The organism is Nocardia sp. NPDC057440 (genome assembly GCF_042802915.1).
GTDB lineage: Bacteria > Actinomycetota > Actinomycetes > Mycobacteriales > Mycobacteriaceae > Nocardia.
The window spans coordinates 248,308-271,493 of the sequence record NZ_JBHVDF010000012.1 but is presented as its reverse complement, the minus strand read 5'-3'; the positions used below and the strand labels follow the sequence as shown (position 1 = coordinate 271,493).

1 protein-coding gene (running past one end of the window) is annotated in these 23,186 nt (G+C 67.9%); it reads right to left on the bottom strand.

From position 1 onward, the window contains the following. Positions 1–23,186 carry part of the coding region annotated (locus ACFU4Z_RS24685) for a non-ribosomal peptide synthase/polyketide synthase (RefSeq protein ID WP_379066887.1) on the bottom strand (this coding region is incomplete at its 3' end). Its footprint extends 12,844 nt past the window's final position, so 23,186 of the 36,030 annotated nt are shown.

Here is a 23,186-nt window from a genome sequence, read left to right as displayed (position 1 = left end):
CGCCGCGTCCGACACGGCGATCCACGCTGTCACCGTTTCCGGCGGCAGTGCTTCACCGATGACGAACACATCCCGCAAGGTCGGGTACGAACCCGCCGCCGACTGTGCCGCGAAGACCGACAGCATCGAGGGCACGAAGTCGGTGACGGTGACCCGATGGGTCGCGATCATTTCCGCGACGTAGGCCGGGTCCCGGTGGCCGTCGTGGGTGGCGACGACCAGTTTCGCCCCGGCGCGCAGCGGCATGAAGTAGCCCCACAGCGACACGTCGAACGTCGTCGCGGTCTTCTGCAGATACACATCATCCGGACCCAGCGGGTACTCCGCGAGCATCCACTCGATCTGGTTGTTGATCGCCGCGTGCGAAACCGCGACACCCTTGGGCCGACCGGTGGAACCCGACGTGAAGATCACATACGCGGGATTCGCCTGCGACACCGGCCGCAGCAGTTCCTCCGCGCCGACCGGCTCGCCCGAGTACACGTCGAGGTCGGCGGTATCGAGGAAGACCACCTCGCCCTTCGGCACCGGAACCTGGTCCGCCGTAGTGGTCAACACGCAGGCGGGCTGTGCCGTATCCAGGATGTGCTCGATGCGCTCGGCAGGGTGATCCGGATCCAACGGCACATACGCACCGCCTGCGGTCACGATCGCATACATTCCGACAACCAGATCGAGCGAACGCCGAACCGCAAGACCGACCAACGATTCCGCGCCGACGCCCTGCGAAATCAGCAGGCGCGCAAGCTTGTTCACACGCTCATCGAATTCCCGGTAGGTCAGCTCCGTGCCCTCATAGGACACCGCGACCGCATCCGGATGCGCCGCGGCGGTCCGCCGATAACCGTCGAGCAACAACTCCGGCGCCAGCTCGTGCGCAGTGTCGTTCCAGTCGGCGAGGGTGCGTTCCCGCTCCGTGTGCGCGAGCAGTTCCAGATCACCCACCGCGGTCCGCGGTGCGGCGATGACCGCGCCGAGCAGACGCAGGAAACGATCCGCGAACCCCTCGACGGTGTCGCGGTCGAACAGATCTGTGGCGTAGGTGAACACGCCGGCCATGCCCGCGGGCGTCCCCGACTCGTCGTAGGTGTCGGTGAGGATCAGATGCAGGTCGAACTGCGAGATTCCGCTGTCGTACTCGACCCCCGAAACCGTCAGTCCTGGCAACTCCAACTTGGTCAAGCCAAGGTTCTGGAAAGAAAGACCCACCTGGAAGAGCGGATGCCGCGCCGTCGACCGCGCCGGGTTGAGCACCTCGACCAGCCGCTCGAACGGCACATCCGCGTTGGCGAACGCCTGGATGTCCCGATCGCGCTGACGCTCGAGCAGCTCGGTGAACGCTTCACCGGGATGCACCTGGCTGCGGAACACCAGCGTGTTGATGAACGTGCCGATCAGATCGTTCAGCGCGGCCTCGCCACGACCCGCTATCGGCGTACCGATCGCAATGTCGTCGGTCCCGGACAACCGCGCGAGCAGCACCGCGAGTGCTGTGTGCACGACCATGAACAAGGTCGCGCCCTCGGACTGGGCCACCTCGACCAAACCGCGATGGACATCGGCGTCGATGCCGACCCGCACGGTGCCGCCCGCGAACGACTGTGTCGCCGGTCGCGGCCGATCGGTGGGCAGATCCAACTGTTCGGGCAGATCCGCCAGAGCCGTCCGCCAGTAGGCCACCTGGCTGGACATCAACGAATTCGGATCGTCCTCGCGGCCGAGCAGTTCGCGCTGCCAGATGCTGAAGTCGGCGTACTGCACCGAGAGCGGCGACCAGTTCGGCGCCTCCCCCGTCGACCTCGAGACATAGGCGGTCATCAGATCCCGCACCAGCGGCCCGACCGACGAGCCGTCACCGGCGATGTGGTGCACCACCATGGCGATCACATGTTCGGGAGTTGATCCGGCATCCTCGATCTCGAACAGCGCGACACGCACCGGCACCTCGCCGGTGACGTCGAACGGCATCGAAATCAATTCCACCACAGCGGATTCGATGTCCGCGGGTGCGATGGACCGCACCTCGAGCGACAGGTTCGCCGCGGTCGGCGGCAGGATCACCTGCGCCGGGTCACCGTCAGCCGCCGGATACACGGTGCGCAGGACCTCGTGCCTGCCCACCAGGTCCGCGATCGCGGCACGCAGTGCCTGCACATCCAGCGCACCGGTCAACCGCACCGCGATCGGAATGTTGTAAGCCGCCGACCCCGCATCGAAACGGTTCAGGAACCACATCCGCTGCTGCGCCAACGACAACGGAATACGCTCCGGCCGCGGACCCGCCACCAACGGCACCCGTCCGACGGTGCCCGCCTGCTGCTCGACCCGAACCGCAAGAGCGCCCACAGTCGGCGCTTCGAACAACAACCGCACCGGGACACCCGTATTCAACGCCTCGCCGAGGCGTGCGGTGACTTGGGTGGCGATCAGGGAGTTGCCGCCGAGAGCGAAGAAGTCGTCATCGACGCCGACACGCTCGATCCCGAGCACATCCGCGAACACACCCGCGACGATCTCCTCGATCAGCGTCGACGGAGCACGGAACGCCCGCGACTCGAACTCCGGCTCCGGCAATGCCTTTCGATCCAGCTTGCCGTTGACGCTCAACGGCAGCGCATCCAGCACGACGAACGCCGAAGGCACCATGTACGACGGCAGCACCCTCGCAAGGTGCGCGCGCAGCTGCTCGACCTCGATCACCGCGCCTACGGCAGGCACGACATAGCCGACCAGGTGATCGCCGGTGCGCGCGTCCGAGCGCACCATGGCGACCGATTGGGCCACAGAATCGAACGTAGTGAGCGCGGTTTCGACCTCGCCGAGCTCGATGCGCAGACCGCGCAGCTTCACCTGGAAGTCGGTGCGGCCCAGGTACTCGATGGCGCCGGTGTTGTCCCGAGTGACCAGGTCGCCGGTGCGGTACATCCGCGCGCCAGGAGCGCCGAACGGGTCGGCCACGAAACGATCCGCAGTCAGGTCGGCCCGGCCGAAGTAACCACGGGCCAGCTGGGCACCCGCCAGATACAGCTCACCCCCGACACCCGGCGGCACCGGATGCAGTCGCCCATCGAGCACGTATGCCTGCGCGTTCCACACCGGCAGACCGATCGGAACAGCACCCACGACCCCCGCGGCCACCGGGCCATGCGTCGCGTGCACGGTGAATTCCGTTGGACCGTACAGGTTGTACAGTGCCGCCGAGCTGACCCGGCGAATGGCGGCGACCGCGTCCGCGGTGAAAGCCTCACCGGCGACAAACAGCACCCGCAACGACGCCAACGACGCCGCACCGACACCGGCGGCCTCGACACTGCCCGCAAACACAGTCAGCATCGACGGCACGAACGAGGTCATAGTGACCCGCTGTGCGGCGATCACATCGGCCAGATACGCCGGGTCGCGATGACCGTCCGGGCTCGCAACAACGATCCGGCCACCCGTGCTCAGCGGGCCGAACAGCTCCCACACCGACACATCGAAGGTCGCCGGGGTCTTGAACAGCACGACGTCGTCGGCACCGATACCGTATTCGCCGGTGATCCAGCGGATCTGATTCACCACAGCGGCGTGCGGCACCGCCACACCCTTCGGCCGTCCTGTCGATCCCGAGGTGAAGATGACGTAGGCAGGGTGCTGCGGCCGCAACACCGCGACTCGCTCGGTCTCCGCGATCGGCGCGTCCGAATACCCGGACAGATCCAGCTCATCGATGGACAGCGTCGGCAGCGCACCACCATCGAACCCATCGCGCGAGGTGGTCAGCACACACATCGGCGCCGCCGACTCGAGCACATAGTTGATCCGCTCGGCGGGCTGGTCCAAGTCCAGCGGCACATACCCGCCGCCCGCCTCATGGACCGCGTACGCCGCGACGACCAGATCCACCGAACGCCGCAGGCCGAGCCCGACCAGCGTTTCCGGGCCGACACCCAGCTCGACCAACCTGCGCGCCAGCCGGTGCACCCGACCAGCGAATTCCGCGTAGGTCAGCGACACACCATCCGCCGGGTCCACGATCGCCACCGCGTTCGGCGTCGCACGCACCTGCGCCGCAAACACATCGACCACAGTGGTCGCCGTGCCGAGGTCGCGCTCGGTGCCGTTCCACTCCCGCAGGGACAGTTCGGTTTCCCGCTCATCGAGCAGCGGAATATCGCCGACCGACACGGTGGGATCAGCGATGACCGCCGCGAAGATCAGATCCAGACGCTGGGCGAACGCCGCAACCGTACGCTCATCGAACAGATCGAGCGCATACGTGAACTCAGCCGAAATACCAGCAGGCTCACCCGCATCGTCCTGGGTCTCGTGCATGGTCAGCTGCAAATCGAACTTGGCCAGCTGCAACTCGAAATCGACCGCACTGACAGTCAACCCGGGAAGTTCGAATGTCGCCTCGGCCAGATTCTGGAACGCCAGGCCCACCTGGAACAGCGGATTGCGGGCGGTCGAACGCACCGGATTGAGCACCTCGACCAACCGCTCGAACGGCACATCGGCGTGCGCGAACGCCTCCAGATCGCGCTCCCGCACATCCGCGAGCAGATCGCTGAATCGCGCACCACCGTCGACGTTGGTGCGGAACACCAAGGTGTTGACGAACATACCGATCAGATCGTCGAGCTCACGCTCACCACGACCCGCGATCGGGGTACCCACCGCAATGTCGTCGGTCCCGGACAACCGCGCGAGCAATACCGCCAACGCCGCGTGCACCACCATGAACAACGACGCATTGCCTGCCCGCGCCAGCTCCTGCAAGCGCACGTGCCGATCCGGCGAGATCTCGAACCGGAACGCCTTGCCTTGGAACGACTGCGCTGGCGGGCGCGGCCGGTCCGACGGCAGCACTAATTCGTCGGGCAGACCAGCGAGTTCGCGCGACCAGTACCGGATCTGGGTGGAGATGAGCGAGTCCGGATCGTCCTCGGAACCGAGCACCGCCCGCTGCCACAGCGCGAAATCGGCGAACTGCACGGGCAGCGGCTCCCACTGCGGGACCTCGCCGTTCGCCCGGGCGAAGTAGGCCGCCATCACATCGCGGGCCAGCGGCCCCATGGACGCCCCATCGGCGGCGATGTGGTACACGGAGAACGCGACCACATGCTCGACGGTGTCGGATTCCGTCGCGGGCCCATCCGGGATGACGCGGAACAGCACCACCGACAGCGGCACCTCGACGGTGACATCGAAGGTGGTGAGGGCGAACTCGATCACCTTGTGCACCAGATCCGCCTCGGCCACCTCGACCGGGACGAGCGCGGGCACGGTCCCCGCCACCGGGTGAATCACCTGGTGCGGACCATCGGCCGAGCGCGGGTAGGTGGTGCGCAGCAACTCGTGGCGGGCGAGCACATCACCGATCGCCTGGCTGAGCGCGGCCACATCGAGTGCACCCGACAAGCGGACCGCGAGCGGAATGTTGTCCACCGCGGAGGTACTGGTGTCGAACTGGTTGAGGAACCAGTACCGCTGCTGGGCCAACGAGAGCGGAACACGTTCCGGCCGTTCGCCCGCGACGAGCCGTGACCGGGCCCTGCCGGATCCGGCGTTGCGTTCGACCCGGGCAGCCAGTTCGAACACCGTCGAGGCATCGAACAGATCACGGACCGCCAGCTTGGTGTCCAGCGCCGCGCCGAGGCGCGCTGTCACCTGGGTCGCCAGCAAGGAGTTGCCGCCGAGTTCGAAGAAGTTGTCGTCCAAGCCGACCCGGGTGACGCCGAGCACGTCCATGAAGGTCCGTGCGACGATCTCCTCGATCGGCGTGGTCGGGGCGCGGAACACCTTCGCCTCGAACACCGGAGCGGGCAACGCCTTGCGGTCCAGCTTGCCGGATGCATTGAGCGGGAACTCGCTGAGCACCACGAACGCCGCAGGCACCATGTATGTGGGCAGTGCGTCGGCCAGTTCGGTCCGCACCCCGTCGATGTCGATGTTCCGACCAACGGCGGCGATCACATACGCGACGAGCTGGTCGCCGAGCCGGTGATCGGAGCGCACGACGACGACCGCCTGTGCGATCGGCTCCTGAGCGGTGAGCGCGGCCTCGATCTCGCCGAGTTCGATGCGCAGACCACGCAGCTTCACCTGGAAGTCGGTGCGCCCCAGGTAGTCGAGCTCACCGTTCGCGGTCCAGGTGACCAGGTCACCGGTGCGGTACATGCGGGCGCCGTCAGCGTCGAACGGGTTGGCCACAAATCGGTCCGAGGTCAGGCCGGGACGCCCCAGATAACCTCGTGCCAACTGCTCGCCCGCGAGATACAGCTCACCGGCGACACCCACCGGAACCGGGTGCAGACGCGAATCCAGCACGTACACCTGGGTGTTGAACACCGGAGCGCCGATCGGCACCGACACGGTGTCGGCATCGGTGACCTCATGGAAGGTCACGTCGACGGCGGCCTCGGTCGGGCCATAGAGGTTGTGCAGCCAGACGCCGGTCAGCTCACGCAACCGCTGCGCGGTCACCGCGGGCAGCGCCTCACCGGAGGTGAAGACGTTGCGCAGGTCCACGCAATCGACCGCGCGGTCGTCCTCCACGAATACCGACAGCATCGACGGCACGAAGTGCACGGTGCTGACGTGTTCCTCGGCGATCACCCGGGCCAGGTACACCGGATCTCGGTGACCGTCGGGCTTGGCGACGACAAGTCGTGCACCGACCTGCAACGGCCAGAAGAATTCCCATACCGACACGTCGAAGGTCGCGGGCGTCTTCTGCAGCACCACATCGCCGCGATCGAGGCCGTACTCGTCCTGCATCCACACCAACCGGTTGACGATCGCGGCGTGCGACACGGCCACGCCCTTCGGGCGACCGGTCGAACCGGAGGTGAATATCACGTACGCGATGTTGGACGGGCGCAACGGTGCTCGCCGTTCGGCATCGGTCACCGCGGCATCCGAGTAGGCCGACAGATCGAATCCATCGATCTCGATCGACATCCTGGTCCCGGCGTCGACGCTGTCCCGGGCGGTCGTCAGCACGCAGACCGGATCGGCGGTCTCGAGCACGTAATTGGTGCGGTCGGCCGGATGATCCGGGTCCAGCGGCAGATAGGCGCCGCCCGCGACGCTCACCGCGTACATGCCGACCACCAGTTCGATGGAACGGCGCATACCGAGCGCGACGATCGTGTCCGGTCCGACGCCCAGCGAGATCAAGTGCCGGGCAAGTCGATTCACCCGAGCGGAGAACTCGGCATAGGACAGACTCGTCCCCTCGAACGTCAGCGCGGTCGCCTTCGGGGTCCTGGCGGCCTGCGCCTGGAACATCGACACCAGCGTCCCCGCCGCGGAGCCCGTCGCACTCTCACCCAACGACGTGACGACGTCGTATTCCGTGTCGTTCCAACGCTCGATCACCTGGGTGCGCTCGGGCGCGTCCAGGAGGTCGATGTCACCGACCGGGACGTCCGGATCGGCAACCACCGCGTTCAGCAGGCTGACCAGTCGCCGCGCCACGCTTGCGATGGTGTGCGCATCGAACATGTCCGTCGCGTAGGCGAACTCCGCGGTCATGCCGTCGGCGGAGCCGTCCGAATCGAAACGATCGGTCAGGTTCAGGTGCAGATCCCACTTGGCGGTGACCACCTCGAGCGGGACACCGGCGACCTCGAGACCGGGCAGCTCGAAGGACGCCTGCCCGGTGTTCTGGAACGACAGCATGACCTGGAACAGCGGATGACGTGCCTGCGAGCGAACCGGTCGAAGGATTTCGACCAGCCGCTCGAACGGCAGGTCCGCATGGCTGAAGGCGGCCAGATCGGTTTCCCTGGTACGCGCCGTCAGATCGGCGAACGACTCGGCTCCGTCGACCAGCGTGCGCAGCACCAGCGTGTTGACGAACATACCGATCGCGTCATCGAGCACGGCCTCGCCACGGCCCGCGATCGCGGTGCCGACGGCGATGTCGTCGCTGCCGGACAGGCGCGCGAGCAATGCCGCGAAGGCCGCGTGCACCACCATGAACAAGCTCGCACCCTGTGTCCGGGCCAGCGTGTTCAGCCCGTGCAGCAACTGCGCGTCGAGGGTGAACTCGTACAAGCCACCGCGGTTCGACGCGACGGCCGGACGGGAACGGTCCGACGGCAGATCCAGCTGATCGGGCAGGCCGGCCAGACTCTTGGACCAGAACTCGACCTGCTGCGAGATCAACGACGCCGCATCGTCTTCGGAGCCGAGCGTTTCCCGCTGCCACAGCGTGAAATCGGCGTACTGCACCGGCAGCGGCGCCCAGCCGGGAGCCTCGCCGCGCGACCGCGCCGCGTAGGCGATCATCACGTCGCGGGCCAGCGGACCCACCGACCAGCCGTCGCCCGAGATGTGGTGCACAACGAAGACAAGGACATGGGTGTCGGGTTGCGAGCCGTCCATCGAACCGGCGATGCGGAACAGCCTGGCGCGCACCGGAACTTCGGTCGTGACGTCGAATCCGGCCGACACCAGCTCACGAATGCGACCACCGATCTCGGCCTCGGTCACCTCGACCGCGGTCAGGTCGGGCTGGTGCGCTCCGGGCGACAGCACGACCTGGACGCCCTGGCCGTCGGTGGTCTCCGGGTACACGGTGCGCAGCACCTCGTGCCGGTCCACCACGTCGGCGACCGCGCGGCGCAGCGCGTCGACGTCGAGGGCGCCGGTCAAGCGGACCGCGAGCGGGATGTTGTTGATCGCGGTCTGGCTGTCGAACCGGTTGAGGAACCACATCCGTTGCTGGGCCAGCGACAGCGGAATCTGCTCCGGCCGCGGACCAGCGACGAGTTCCGCGCGGCGAACCGGGTCGACCCTGGTTCCCACGCGCGCGGCGAGTGCTTCCACCGACGGGGCCTCGAACAGCGCCCGCACCGGAACCGTCGTCCCGAGCGCTGCCCCGATGCGCGACACCACCCTGGTCGCGATCAGCGAGTTGCCGCCGAGATCGAAGAAATCGTCGTCCACGCCGACCCGATCCAGGTCGAGCACCTCGGCGAACACCGCGGCCACGATTTCCTCGACCGGAGTGACCGGCGCGCGGAACGCCTTGGCCCGCACCTCGGGAGCGGGCAGCGCGCGCCGGTCCAGCTTGCCGTTGACCGTCAACGGAATCCGTTCCAGCACCACGAACGACGCGGGCACCATGTACGACGGCAGCAGCTGAGCTGCCGCGTCACGGATCACCTCGACATCCGGTGTGGAGTCCTCAGCGACGACGTAGGCCACGATCCGCTGGTCGCCCGGCTGATCCTCACGCACGATAACCGCCGCCTGCGCGATACCCGGCTGCGCCAGCACCGCGGACTCGATCTCACCCAGCTCGATACGGAAACCGCGGACCTTCACCTGATCATCAGCGCGACCCAGATACTCCAGCTCGCCATTGCGATTCCAACGCGCCAGGTCACCCGAGCGGTACAGGCGCGAACCCGCGGAATCCGCATCGGCGAGCGGGTTCGCCACGAACCGCGCCGTAGTCAGATCCGGACGACCGAGGTAACCACGAGCCAATTGCGGACCCGCGACATACATTTCACCCGCGACACCGACCGGAACCGGCCGCAACCGGTTATCGAGCACATACACACTCAAGCCCGCAATAGCGCGACCAACGAGACTGCCGGAGGCGGCGGCGATGGTCGCCGCGTCCAGCGCACGGTAGGACACGTGCACCGTCGTCTCGGTGATGCCATACATGTTGACCAGCACAGGCGACGAATCACCGTGGCGGGCAACCCAATCCGACAACCGCCGCAGCTCCAGCGCCTCGCCACCGAACACCACATACCGCAACGCCAGCGACGCGGCATCCGGCGCGGCATTCCGATCCGCCTCCGCCAACTGATAGAACGCCGACGGCGTCTGGTTGAGCACGGTCACCTGCTCGGTGCGCAACAGCTCCAAGAACTGCTCCGGCGAGCGCGAGGTGTAGTAATCGACCACGACCAGGGTGCCGCCGAACAGCAACGGACCCCACAGCTCCCACACCGAGAAGTCGAACGCGTAGGAGTGGAACAAAGTCCACACATCATCCGGCCCGAAACCGAAGTCGGCATCGGTGTTCGCGAACAGCCGCACCACATTCCGATGCGCGACCGCGACACCCTTCGGGCGCCCCGTCGAGCCGGAGGTGTAGATCACGTAAGCGACGCTGTCCGGCGTCAGGGGTGCGTTACGGTCCGCATCGGTGATAGGCGCATCGCCGAATTCGGTGGCATCGAAACCATCGACCGCGACGCTCGGCAGGCCTTCGGGCACCGCCACCTCGACCGTCGAATCGACGATCACACTGGTCGGACGCGAATCCGACAGCACATAGGCGATGCGATCGGCCGGATAGGTCGGATCGACCGGCACATAACCCGCGCCCGTCTTCACCACGGCCAACAACGCGACAACCAGATCCAGCGACCGCGGCAGAATCACCGCGACCAGCGACTCAGGACCCGCACCATCGGCGATCAGCCTGCGCGCCAGCACATTCGCACGCCGATCCAACTCGGCATAGGTCAGGGCGTCGGCACCGAAGCGGGCCGCCGAGCGATCCGGGTATGCCGCGACCGCCGCGTCGAACAAGTCCACCAGGGTGAGATCCGGATCGGCGAACCGGCCGACGGCACTGTCCGCACCCGAGGACACCCAATTACGCGACACCTCGATGCGCTCCACGGCGTCGAGCAGGTCGATGTCGCCGACAAGCACGTCGGGTCGATCGGCGACGGTACGCAGAATACGCAGGTACCGATCGGCGATCGCGGCAACCGTCTCCGGGTCGAACAGGTCGGTGGCGTAGACCAGCTCCGCCGTAAGACCCGGTGTTTCGGTGCCGGACCCGTTGGTTGTGGGGTCGGCGATGGTCGGCTTCTCGGTCAGCACCAGTTGCAGATCGAATTTCGCGACGTCGATCGGCAGGTCGACGGCGCTGACGGTCAGCCCGGGCAGCTCCAGCGTGTTCTGACCGGTGTTCTGGAACGACAGCGCGACCTGGAACAGCGGGTTGCGTGCCTGCGACCGCACGGGGTTGAGAATCTCGACCAGCCGCTCGAACGGCAGGTCCGCGTGGCCGAACGCCGCGATATCGGTGGCACGGACCGACCGCAGCAGATCCGCGAAGCTCACCTCGTCCTCGACCGGTGTCCGCAGCACGAGTGTGTTGACGAACATGCCGATCAGATCATCGAGAGCTCGCTCGCCGCGACCCGCGATGGGGGTACCGATGGCGATGTCGTGCTCGCCGCTCAGTCGCGAGAGCAGCACGGCCAGCGCGGTGTGCGCGACCATGAACAACGTCGCGCCGCGACCGCGGGCGACACCGTTGAGCCCGGCATGCGTCTGCGCGTCGATCTCGAAGCGGTGGATCGCTCCACGCCCGGAAGCGATCTCCGGACGCGACCGATCGGCAGGCAGATCCAGCTGTTCCGGCAGCCCGCGCAGGGTGTCGGACCAGAAACCGACCTGCTGGGCGATCACCGAATCCGCGTCGTCCTCGGCGCCGAGGACCGCGCGCTGCCACAGCGCGAAGTCCGCGTACTGCACGTCGAGCGGCCGCCATGCGGGTTCGCCGCCGTCGACGCGCGCGGCGTAGGCGGTCATGATGTCTCTGGTCAATGGGCCCATGGAGAAGCCGTCGGCCGAAATATGGTGCACCACAAGGGCGAGCACGTGTTCGGTCGGGCTGATCTCGAACAGCCTGGCCCGGAACGGCACCTCGGCGGTGACGTCGAAGGCCGTCAGCACGACTTCCGAAAGCCGCAGCGGCAGTTCGGCTTCGGTGACATCGACCGGGTAGAAGTCGGGGATCACCTTGCCGGTCGCGACGGTCTGCTGATACGCGGTGCCGTCGACCTCCGGATAGAAGGTGCGCAGCGATTCGTGCCTGGCGAGCACGTCGGCGACCGCGATCTGCAACGCCTGCCGGTCGAGCAGACCCGAAAGCCGCACGGCGGCCGGGATGTTGTCGACGGCGGAGTCCGGATCGAAGCGGTTGAGGAACCACATCCGCTGCTGAGCCAGCGACAGCGGCACCCGATCGGGACGCTGCTGCGGGACCAGCGCCGCCCGTGCACCGGCGCCGGCGCGGGTCTCCGCGCGGGCCGCGAGCGCACCGACGGTGGACGCCTCGAACAGCTCGCGGACACCGAGATCGGTGTCGAGGGCCGCGGACAACCGAGCGGCGACCTGGGTGGCGCTCAGCGAGTTACCGCCGAGGGCGAAGAAGTCGTCGTCCAGGCCGACGCGCTCCAGTCCGAGCACATCGGCGTAGGTGGCCGCGATGATCTCCTCGACCGGTGTGGTCGGCGCCCGGAATACCGCTGCCTCGAACACCGGCGCGGGCAATGCCTTCCGGTCCAACTTGCCGGAGGCGTTGAGCGGGAACTCGTCGAGAACGATGACCACCGACGGCACCATGTAGGCGGGCAACTGCCTACCGAGGTCCTCGCGCAGCGTCTCGATGTCCAGGCGGCCATTGGGCGCCGCAACGACATACGCGACCAACTGATCGCCGGTGTGCTGATCGCTGCGCACCACGACGACTGCCTGCGCGACCTCCTCCAGCGCGGTCAGCGCCGACTCGATCTCGCCCAGCTCGATACGCAGACCACGCAGCTTCACCTGGAAGTCGGTGCGGCCCAGGTACTCCAGCTCACCGCTGGACGTCCAGGACACCAGGTCACCGGTGCGGTACATGCGGACGCCCGCGCTGCCGAACGGGTTGGCCACGAAGCGATCGCTCGTCAGGTCGGCCCGCGCGACATACCCCGTCGCCAGCTGGGCGCCCGCAAGGTACAGCTCACCCGCGACACCGACAGGAACCGGGCGCAACCGTGAATCCAGCACATACACCTGGGTGTTGAACACCGGCGCACCGATCGGCACCGTGTCCACATCGGCCTCGGTCACCTCGTGGAAGGTGACGTCGACCGCGGCCTCGGTCGGGCCGTACAGGTTGTGCAGTGCCGCCCCGGTGAGCTCGCGCAACCGGTGCGCGGGCTTGGGCGGCAGCGCCTCACCGGAGGCGAAGACCAGTCGCAGCGACGCGCAGCGCGCGGCCGCCGCCTCGGCGACGAATACCGCGAGCATGGACGGCACGAAGTGGGTGACGGTGACCCGTTCGGTCGCGATGATCTCGGCCAGGTAGGCGGGATCCCGATGCCCGTCCGGCTTCGCGACCACCAGGCGCGCGCCGACCTGCAACGGCCAGAAGAACTCCCACACCGAGACGTCGAAGGTCGCGGGGGTCTTCTGCAGCACCGCGTCGGTATCGGTCAGGCCGTAAGCCGACTGCATCCACACCAGGCGGTTCACGATCGCACCGTGGCTGACCGCGACACCCTTCGGGCGACCCGTCGATCCCGAGGTGAAGATCACGTAGGCGGTGTTCGACGGCAGCAGCGGAGCACGCCGCTGTGCGTCGGTCACCGGCTCGTCCGACAGGCCCTCCAGGTCGAGCAGGTCGATGCGGACCTGCGCGGTGTCGATGTCGAGATCGTCGCCGGAGGTGAGCACACACACCGGATCCGCCGTGGCGAGAATGTATTCCGTGCGCTCGGCCGGATGATCCGGATCCAACGGCACATAAGCGCCACCGGCCACAGTCACCGCGTACATGCCGACGACCAGGTCGATGGACCGTCGCATGCCGAGTGCCACATACGACTCCGGGCCGACGCCGCGTTCGATAAGCCAGCGCGCCAGGCGATACACCCGGCCCGCGAACTCGTCGTAGGACAGACTTGTCCCCTCGAACGTCAGCGCGGTCGCCTCGGGCGACTTCACCAGCTGCGCCTCGAACATCGAAACCAGCGTCAAGGCTGTGGAGCTTGCGGAACGGCCCAGCAGAACAGCCGAATCCATCGCATGCGCGGTGTCGTTCCAGCCCGACACCACCAGGTCACGCTCGACGGTGTCGAGCAGCTCGATATCACCGACCGCCATACCGGGTTCGGTGATCATGGTGGTGAGCACCCGGACGAGCCGGTCGGCGATCCGCCGCACGGTCTGCTCGTCGAACAGATCGCGCAGGTAGCCCGCGCGAATCCGCAGTCGGGTGTCCAACTGCGCGATCAGCGTCAGCGGGTAATGCGTCGCGTCGGCGGCTTCGATGCCGACCACGGCCATGCCGTCGATATCCGCGGCCTGCGCCTGGATGCCCTCGGAATCCACCGGGTAGGACTCGAACACCACCAGCGAGTCGAACAGTCCGCCGACGCCTGCGGCGGACTGGATTTCGGCAAGGCCGACGTAGTGATGGTCGAGCAGGTCCGCCTGTTCACCCTGGGTCCTGGTCAGCAACTGCCGGACGGGCTCGGACGGATCGAAACGCACCCGCACCGGGACGGTGTTGATGAACAGACCGACCATGGATTCGACGCCGGCCAGCTGGGCGGGGCGGCCGGAAACCGTGGTACCGAACAACACGTCGTCACGACCGGTCATGCGGCCGACGAGGATGCCCCACGCGGTCTGCAGCACGGTGTTCGGCGTGACGCCGAGCGAGGCGGCGAGCGTGGTCAGCCGGGTCGTCGCCGACTCGTCGAGGTCGAAGAGGTACTCCCCGGCCAGCGCGGTGATCTCGCGGCCCGCATCGGGCCGGGCCAGCAGGGTCGGTTCGGTGACGCCGCGCAGCGACTCGCGCCACACGCCCACCGAGGCCGAAAGATCCTGCTGCGCGGTCCATTCCAGGAAGTGCCGGTAGGAACGGGCGGCGGGCAGCACGGTGCTGTCGGCGTGTGCCGCATAGAGCACCAGCAGATCCCGCATCAGCAACGGCATCGACCAACCGTCGAGCAGGATGTGGTGGTTGGACACCGCGAACTGCCAACGATCCTGCGCGACCTGGATCAGGGTGAACCGGATCAGCGGCGGCGCGGTCAGATCGAAGCGCCGCATCCGATCGGCGACGATGAGGTCATCGGATTCGCCGGACTCGATGCGATCGTGCTCGGCCCACGCCACTCGGACGCTGTCGAGCACCACCTGCACGGCGTTGCCGTCGTTGTCGGTGACGAACGCGGTGCGCAGGGTTTCGTAGCGATCCACCAGAGCCTGTGCGGCCGAACGCAGCCTGGCCGCGTCCACCCGACCGGTGAGGGTCAGCACCGCCTGCGCGGTGTACACATCCACCGAGCTGGCGGCCAGCCTGGCATGGAACAGCAGACCGGCCTGCAACGCCGACAGCGGCCAGACATCGGCAAGGGCCGGGAATCGCTGCTCCCAGCCGTCGATATCGCGCTGCGTGCTGCGCACCAGGCCGAAGTCGGACGGTGTGTGTCCGCCCGCGCCTGCCGAGTTGGCGTGCCGCGCGACCGCTTCCAGCGCCGTGATCCACAGGTCGGCGAATTCGCGAACCTGTGCGGCGTCGAGCAGGGTGGCCGGGTAGCCGATGTTCGCGGTCAGCTTGTCGCCGACCACGATGGCGTTGACATCCAGCGGCGCCATCGCGGGCATATCCGCGTCGTAGGCGCCGCCGAGCGCGCCGAGATCGGCCGCGGGGATCCAGCCGAAGCCGCGCAGCGCCTCGGGCACATCGCCGTCGGAGACGCGACCGAGGTAGTTGAAGCTCACCTGGCCGGGCAGCTCGACCGGCAGTTCGGTGGCGGTCCGCTTGTTCAGGTAGCGCAGCAACCCGTAACCGACGCCCTTGTCCGGGACGGCGAGCAGCTGTTCCTTGACCGCCTTGACGGCCTTGCCGAGCGCGGGGCCGCCTGCGAGCGCGGCATCGATGTCGATGCCGGACAGGTCGAATCGGACCGGGAAGATCGCGGTGAACCAGCCGACGGTGCGCGACAGGTCCGCGCCGGGGACGACATCCTCTTCGCGACCATGGCCTTCCAGGCGGATCAACAGCGAGTCGTCGGCTCTGGTTCCGGTGCGCCGGGCCCGCCATTTCGCGGTCGCCAGTGCGAGCGCGGTGAGCAGGCCGTCGTTGACGCCGCCGTGGAAGAGTGCGGGCACCGTGGTGAGCAGGGCCTTGGTGACCGCTGGGGACACCTCGACCTGGAGCTTCTCGATACCGCCCGCGGTGTCGACTGCCGGATCCATCGGTCGATCGGTCAGCAACGGGTCCGCCGCCCCGGCCACCGAACGCCAGTAGTCGAGTTCGGCGACCCGCTCGGCACTTTCGGCCTCACGCCGCAGGGCGTCGGCCCACGCACGCATCGACGTGACGGGTGCGACGAGCTCCGGTTCCTGCCCGGCGGTGAGCTGACCCCACGCCGTGACGAAGTCCGGCACCAGGATGCGCCAGGAGACACCGTCCACGACGAGGTGGTGGCCGACGACGATCAGTCGCCCGCTGTGGTCACTGTCGTTCGGCTCCAGCCAGACGAACCGAACCACCACGCCCGCGGCCGGATCGAGCAGATCCAGCGCGGCGTCCAGTGCCGCGCCCGCGATCTCGGCGAGTTCGGCATCGCCGATACCGGCGTCGAACTCGGTCCTGTCGATCAGCGCGTCCACCTCGACGGTGCCCGGCGCCGCGGTTTCGACGATCCAGTCGCTACCGTCGTGATGCAACCGGGCCCGCAGCATGTCGTGCCGGTCGATGACCGCACCGACGGTCTTCGCGATACCCGCGCGGTCGATGCCGACCGGAAGCTCCAGCGCCAGTGTCTGATTGAACCGGCCGAACGAACCGCGCCGCTCCGCCATGAACCGCACCACCGGCGTCAGCGGCATCGCGCCGACGCCGCCACCCGGCAGCTCGGCGAGCACCGGCTGCGTCGCCCCGGCGGCTTCGGCGGTCTCCGCGACCGAGGCGAGCCCTGCCACGGTGCGCTGTTCGAAGACGTGCCGCGGCGTGAAGACGACACCACGGGCCCGGGCGCGCGACACGAGCTGGATCGACACAATGCTGTCGCCGCCGAGCGCGAAGAAGGAATCGTCGACACCGACCCGTTCCACGCCGAGCACCTCGGCGAAGACCTCGGCAATGGTGTGTTCGACGGGGGTACGCGGCGCACGGAACACGACCTCGGTCGCGAATACCGGCTCCGGCAACGCCTTCCGGTCCAGCTTGCCTGCCCCGGTCAGCGGCACCTGGTCGATCACCATCACCGACGAGGGCACCATGTAGGCGGGCAGCCGATCCTCGACATGCCTGGTCAGCGTGGCCACGTCGATCGACTCGCCCGGCGCGGCAACCACATACGACACCAGTGTGACGGCGCCCACCGAGCTCTTGTGCCCGAGGGTGACCGCGAAGTCGACGGTCTCGTGCGACGCGAGCGCGGCATCGATCTCGCCGAGTTCGATACGGAAGCCGCGGATCTTCACCTGGAAGTCGGAGCGGCCCACATATTCCACCGCACCCGTGCGGGTCCAGCGGACCACGTCGCCGGTGCGGTACATGCGGTGGCCTTCGGCATACGGGTTGGCCACGAACCGGTCGGCGGTCAGCCCGGCTCGCGCGTGGTAGCCGCGCGCCAGCTGAATACCAGACAGGTACAGCTCACCCGCGACACCCACTGGTACGGGCCGCAATTGGGCATCGAGGATCAGGGACTGCATACCGCGGATCGGGCCGCCGATGGTCACCGTCTCGCCGATCACCAGCGGATCGCTCATGTTGGTCGCGACGGTGGCCTCGGTCGGGCCGTAAGCGTTGTAGACCTTGCGTGCGGAGCCATCGGCCAGCGGCGCGGCCCATTTCGCGACCAGTTCCGGCGGGCAGGCTTCGCCTCCGGAGATCAGCACCCGCAGGGAGTCCAGGCCGCTCGGGTCGAAGGTGGCCAGCGCGGCAGGCGTGATGAACGCGTGCGTGACCCGCTCGCGCCGGATCAGCTCGGAGAGCTCCTCGCCGCCGTAGACGCCCGGCGGCACCACAACCAGCGCACCACCCGGACCGACCGCGAGCATCAGCTCGAGGATCGACGCGTCGAAGCTCGGCGAAGCGAAATGCAGTGCGCGCGAGTTGGAGTCGAGCGCATACCGCTCGACCTGCTCGGCAGCGAAGTTGGCGAGACCGGCGTGGGTGACCACGACGCCCTTGGGCACACCGGTCGAGCCGGAGGTGTAGATGACGTAGGCCGGGTGCTGCGGCAGCAGCGGCCGGACCCGGTCGGCGTCGGTGATCGGGCCGCCGTCGAACGCCTCCAGATCGAGGGCGTCGAGCACCAGCCAGCGTGCCGATTCCGGCAGACCTTCGCGCACGGCGGCGACGGTGAGACCGAGGGCCGAACCGGAATCGGTGACCATGTGCGTGATGCGCTCGGCCGGGTAGCTCGGGTCGAGCGGCACGAATGCCGCACCGGTCTTGGCGACCGCCCAGGATACGAACACCGAATCCGCGGAACGTGGCACACCGACGGCGACCAGATCCTCGGGACCGACACCCTCGGCAATCAGCATGCGGGCCAAGCGGTTCGACCGCTCGTCCAGTTCGGCATAGGACAGACTCGTCCCCTGGAACACCACCGCGGGCGCCTGCGGGTCGTGGGCCGCGGCTGCTGCCAGCAACTCCGGCAGGGTGCGCGCGGGCGCCGCGGGAGCGCCCGTACGAGCGACGAGATCGGCATGCTCGGCCGCGTCGAGCACATCGATGGCGCCGACCGGTGCGGCCGGATCGGCGGCAACGGCTTCGAGCACCCGCTGCCAGCGCTGCGCGATATCGCGAGCCGTCGACTCGTCGAACAGCTCGGTCGCGTAGGTCAGCGCCACAGTCATGCCGGTCGCGTCGTTCTCCGACAGCGTGAACTGCAGATCGAAGCGCGCCACGTTCTCTTCGAGTTCGAGCGCCGACACCGAAAGCCCGGGCAGCTCCAGCGACGCGCGGTCCAGGTTCTGGAACGCGAGCATCACCTGGAACAGCGGGTTGCGGGCTTGCGAGCGTTCCGGCGCGAGCAGGTCCACCAGTCGCTCGAACGGCACGTCCGCGTTGCCGTAGGCGTCCAGGTCGGTGCCACGCACCCGGTCGAGCAGTTCGGTGAACGACTCACCCGGTTCGATCCCGGTGCGCAGCACCAGAGTGTTGACGAACATGCCGACCAGGTCGTCGAGCGCCTGTTCGCCGCGGCCCGCGATCGGGGTGCCGACCGCGATGTCCTCGGTGCCCGACAGTCGGGCGAGCAGCACCGCGAGCGCGCTGTGCATCACCATGAACAGCGACGCGCCGCGTTGGCGGGCCAGATCGTCGAGCGCAGCGACGAGGTCCCTCGGCAGCTCGCGCTGCACGGTCGCGCCACGATGCGAGGCGACCGCCGGGCGCGGCCGATCGGTCGGCAACGGCAGCTCGTCGGCAACGCCGTCGAGCGCACGCTGCCAGTGCGCCACCTGACGCGCCAGCAACGACTCGGGGTCGTTCTCGGCGCCGAGTACTTCCCGCTGCCAGACCGCGAAGTCGGCGTACTGCACGGTGAGCGGCGCCCAGCCGGGCGCACTCCCTTCGGCGCGCGCGGTGTAGGCGAGCATCACGTCGCGGGTCAGCGGGCCGACGGAGAAACCGTCCGCCGCGATGTGGTGCACAACGACCACGAGCACGTAGTCCTCGACACCGGCCGTATACAGCCTGGTCCGCAGCGGAACCTGCTCCGCCACATCGAATCCGGCCGTGACGAACTCGGTCACCGCGGTGGTCAGCAGTGCGGGGTCGACCGCGACCGGGTGCAGGTCGAGCACGATGTCCTCGGCGGGCACGATCACCTGAACCGGGGTGCCGCCGTGCTCCGGGTAGCGGGTGCGCAGCGATTCGTGCCTGCGCACCACATCCGCCACCGCGAGCCGCAGCGCGTCGACATCGAGGGCGCCGGTCAGCCGGATGGCGACCGGCAGGTTGTAGGCCGCGGACGTGGTGTCGTACTTGTTCAGGAACCACATGCGCTGCTGCGCGAACGACAGCGGCACCAGTGCGTCCGCCGAGCGCGGGCGGGCGACCAGGCGAGCACGTGCGGCGCCGTCGGCATGCGATTCCACCCGTGCGGCAAGCGATTCCACGGTCGAGGCCTCGAACAGCGCCCGCACCGGAACCGTCGTCCCGAGCGCGGCGCCGATGCGCGACACCACCCTGGTCGCGATCAGCGAGTTGCCGCCGAGATCGAAGAAATCGTCGTCCACGCCGACCCGATCCAGGTCGAGCACCTCGGCGAACACCGCGGCGACAGTTTCCTCGACCGGAGTGACCGGCGCGCGGAACGCCGCGGCCTGCACGGCAGGCGCCGGCAGTGCGCGCCGATCGAGCTTGCCGTTGACCGTCAACGGAATCCGTTCCAGCACCACGAACGACGCGGGCACCATGTACGACGGCAGCAGCTGAGCTGCCGCGTCACGGATCACCTCGACATCCGGTGTGGAGTCCTCAGCGACGACGTAGGCCACGATCCGCTGGTCGCCCGGCTGATCCTCACGCACGATAACCGCCGCCTGCGCGATACCCGGCTGCGCCAGCACCGCGGACTCGATCTCACCGAGCTCGATACGGAAACCGCGGACCTTCACCTGATCATCGGCGCGACCCAGGTATTCGAGCTCACCATTGCGATTCCAACGCGCCAGGTCGCCGGAACGGTACAGGCGCGAACCGGCGGAATCGGCATCGGCGAGCGGGTTCGCCACGAACCGCGCCGTAGTCAGATCCGGACGACCGAGATAGCCACGAGCCAATTGCGGACCCGCGACATACATTTCACCCGCGACACCGACCGGAACCGGCCGCAACCGGTTGTCGAGCACATACACCTGCAGCCCGGCGATCGCCCGGCCGACGACGCTGCCGGAAGCGGCGGCGATGGTCGCCGCGTCCAGCGCACGGTAGGACACGTGCACCGTCGTCTCGGTGATGCCATACATGTTGACCAGCAGCGGCGCGGAACCCGCGCTACGGCCGGTCCGCGCGGTGACACCGTCTCCGTGACGGGCCACCCAATCCGAGAGCCTGCGCAGCTCCAGCGCCTCGCCACCGAACACCACATACCGCAACGCCAACGGCGCGGCATCCGGCGCGGCATTGCGATCCGCTTCCGCCAGCTGATAGAACGCCGACGGGGTCTGGTTGAGCACGGTGACTTGCTCGGTGCGCAGCAGTTCGAGGAACTGCTCCGGCGAGCGCGACGTGTAGTAATCGACCACGACCAGGGTGCCGCCGAACAGCAACGGACCCCACAGCTCCCACACCGAGAAGTCGAACGCGTAGGAGTGGAACAAAGTCCACACATCGTCGGCGCGGAAGCCGAAGTCGCGATCGGTGTTGGCGAACAGCCGCACCACATTCCGATGCGCGACCGCGACACCCTTCGGGCGCCCCGTCGAGCCGGAGGTGTAGATCACATAGGCGACGCTGTCCGGCGTCAGCGGTGCGTTACGGTCCGCATCGGTGATAGGCGCATCGTCGGCGTCTTCGATATTGCCGGTCTCGACGGCGAACCCGTCCACCACCACGGTCGGCAGGCCTTCGGGCACCGCGACCTCGACCGTCGAATCGACGATCACACTGGTCGGACGCGAATCCGACAGCACATAGGCGATGCGATCGGCCGGATAGGTGGGGTCGACCGGCACATAACCCGCGCCCGTCTTCACCACGGCCAACAACGCGACAACCAGATCCAGCGACCGCGGCAGGACTACCGCGACCAGCGACTCAGGACCCGCACCATCGGCGATCAGCCTGCGCGCCAGCACATTCGCACGCCGATCCAACTCGGCATAGGTCAGGGCGTCGGCGCCGAACTTCGCCGCCGTGCGCTGCGGATGCGCCAGCGCGGCCGCATCGAACAGCCCGGCCAGGGTGGCGTCCGTCTCGGCGAACCGGCCCGCGCCGCCGTCGGCGCCCGAGGACACCCAGCGCTGCGACACATCGAGCCGCTCGGCCTCACCGAGCAGGTCGATATCGCCGACGACGATCGCCGGGTCTTCGACGACGCTCTGCAGGATTCGCACCAGGCGGTCGGCGAACGAAGCCACCGTCTCCGGATCGAACAGCTCGGTCGCGTAGTTCCAGGACAGGTTCAGCGCGCCGTCGGCGGCCTCGCCCACGGTCAGCTGCACGTCGAACTTCGCAGTGCCCGCGTCGAATTCGACCACGTCGAGGTCGAGCCCGGGCAGTGTGACGGTGCCCATCTCGGCGGCCGAGGCCGCCTCGAAGGTCAGCGCGACCTGGAACAGCGGGTGATGCGCCTGTGAGCGAGCCGGGCTGATGACATCGACGAGCCGCTCGAAGGGCACGTCCGCGTTGGCGAAGGCCGCGAGGTCGGTGCGACGCACCTGCTCGAGCAGATCGCTGAACTTCGCGCCCGGGTCGACCTCGTTGCGCAGCACCAGCGTGTTGACGAACATGCCGACCAGGTCATCGAGCGCGCGTTCGCCACGTCCGGCGATCGGGGTGCCGATGGCGACGTCGGTGCTGTTGGACAGCCGGGCCGCCCACGTGGCGAGCGCGGCGTGCACCACCATGAACAGGGTGACGCCGTGGGCACGGCCCACCTCCGTCAATGCCGTGTGCAGCTCGGCGTCGACCGAGAAGTTGTGCATACCACCGGCATTGGTGGCGATCTCCGGACGCGGCCGGTCGGCGGGCAGCTCGATCTGATCAGGCAGATCACGCAATTGCTCGGTCCAGTAGGCGATCTGGGCGGCCGCGACCGACTCCGGATCGTCCGCACTGCCGAGCACCTCGCGCTGCCACAGCGCGTAGTCGGCGTACTGCACCTCGAGCGGGGCCCAGACGGGGGCCTCGCCCCTGGACCGCTCGCTGTAGGCCACCACCACATCGCGCAGCAGCGGACGCAGCGAGAATCCGTCGGCGCTGATGTGATGCATGACGAACACGACGACGTGGTTGCGCGCATCCAGCGACAACAACGCCGCGCGGAACGGAATCGCGCTGGTCACGTCGAAGTGCACGCCTGCGAGCTCGACGATGCGCGCGGGCAGCGCGGCAGCCGTCACCGGCTCGGGTGCGAGTTCGAAACGCACCTCGTCCACGGTCAGGATGCGCTGGTAACCGGTGCCCTCCACCTCGGGGTACACGGTGCGCAGCGCCTCGTGGCGCGCCAGCACGTCGGCGATGGCGGCGTTGAGCGCGCCCGTGTCCAGCGCACCGGTCAGCCGGATGGCCACCGGGATGTTGTTGACCGCCGTGCGATTGTCGAAGCGGTTGAGGAACCACATCCGCTGCTGTGCGAGCGACAGCGGCACCAGCTCGGGCCGCGGCTGCGCCACCAGCGGCGCCCGGCCGCTCTGTCCGGCAGCCGATTCCACCCGCGAAGCCAGCGCGGCGA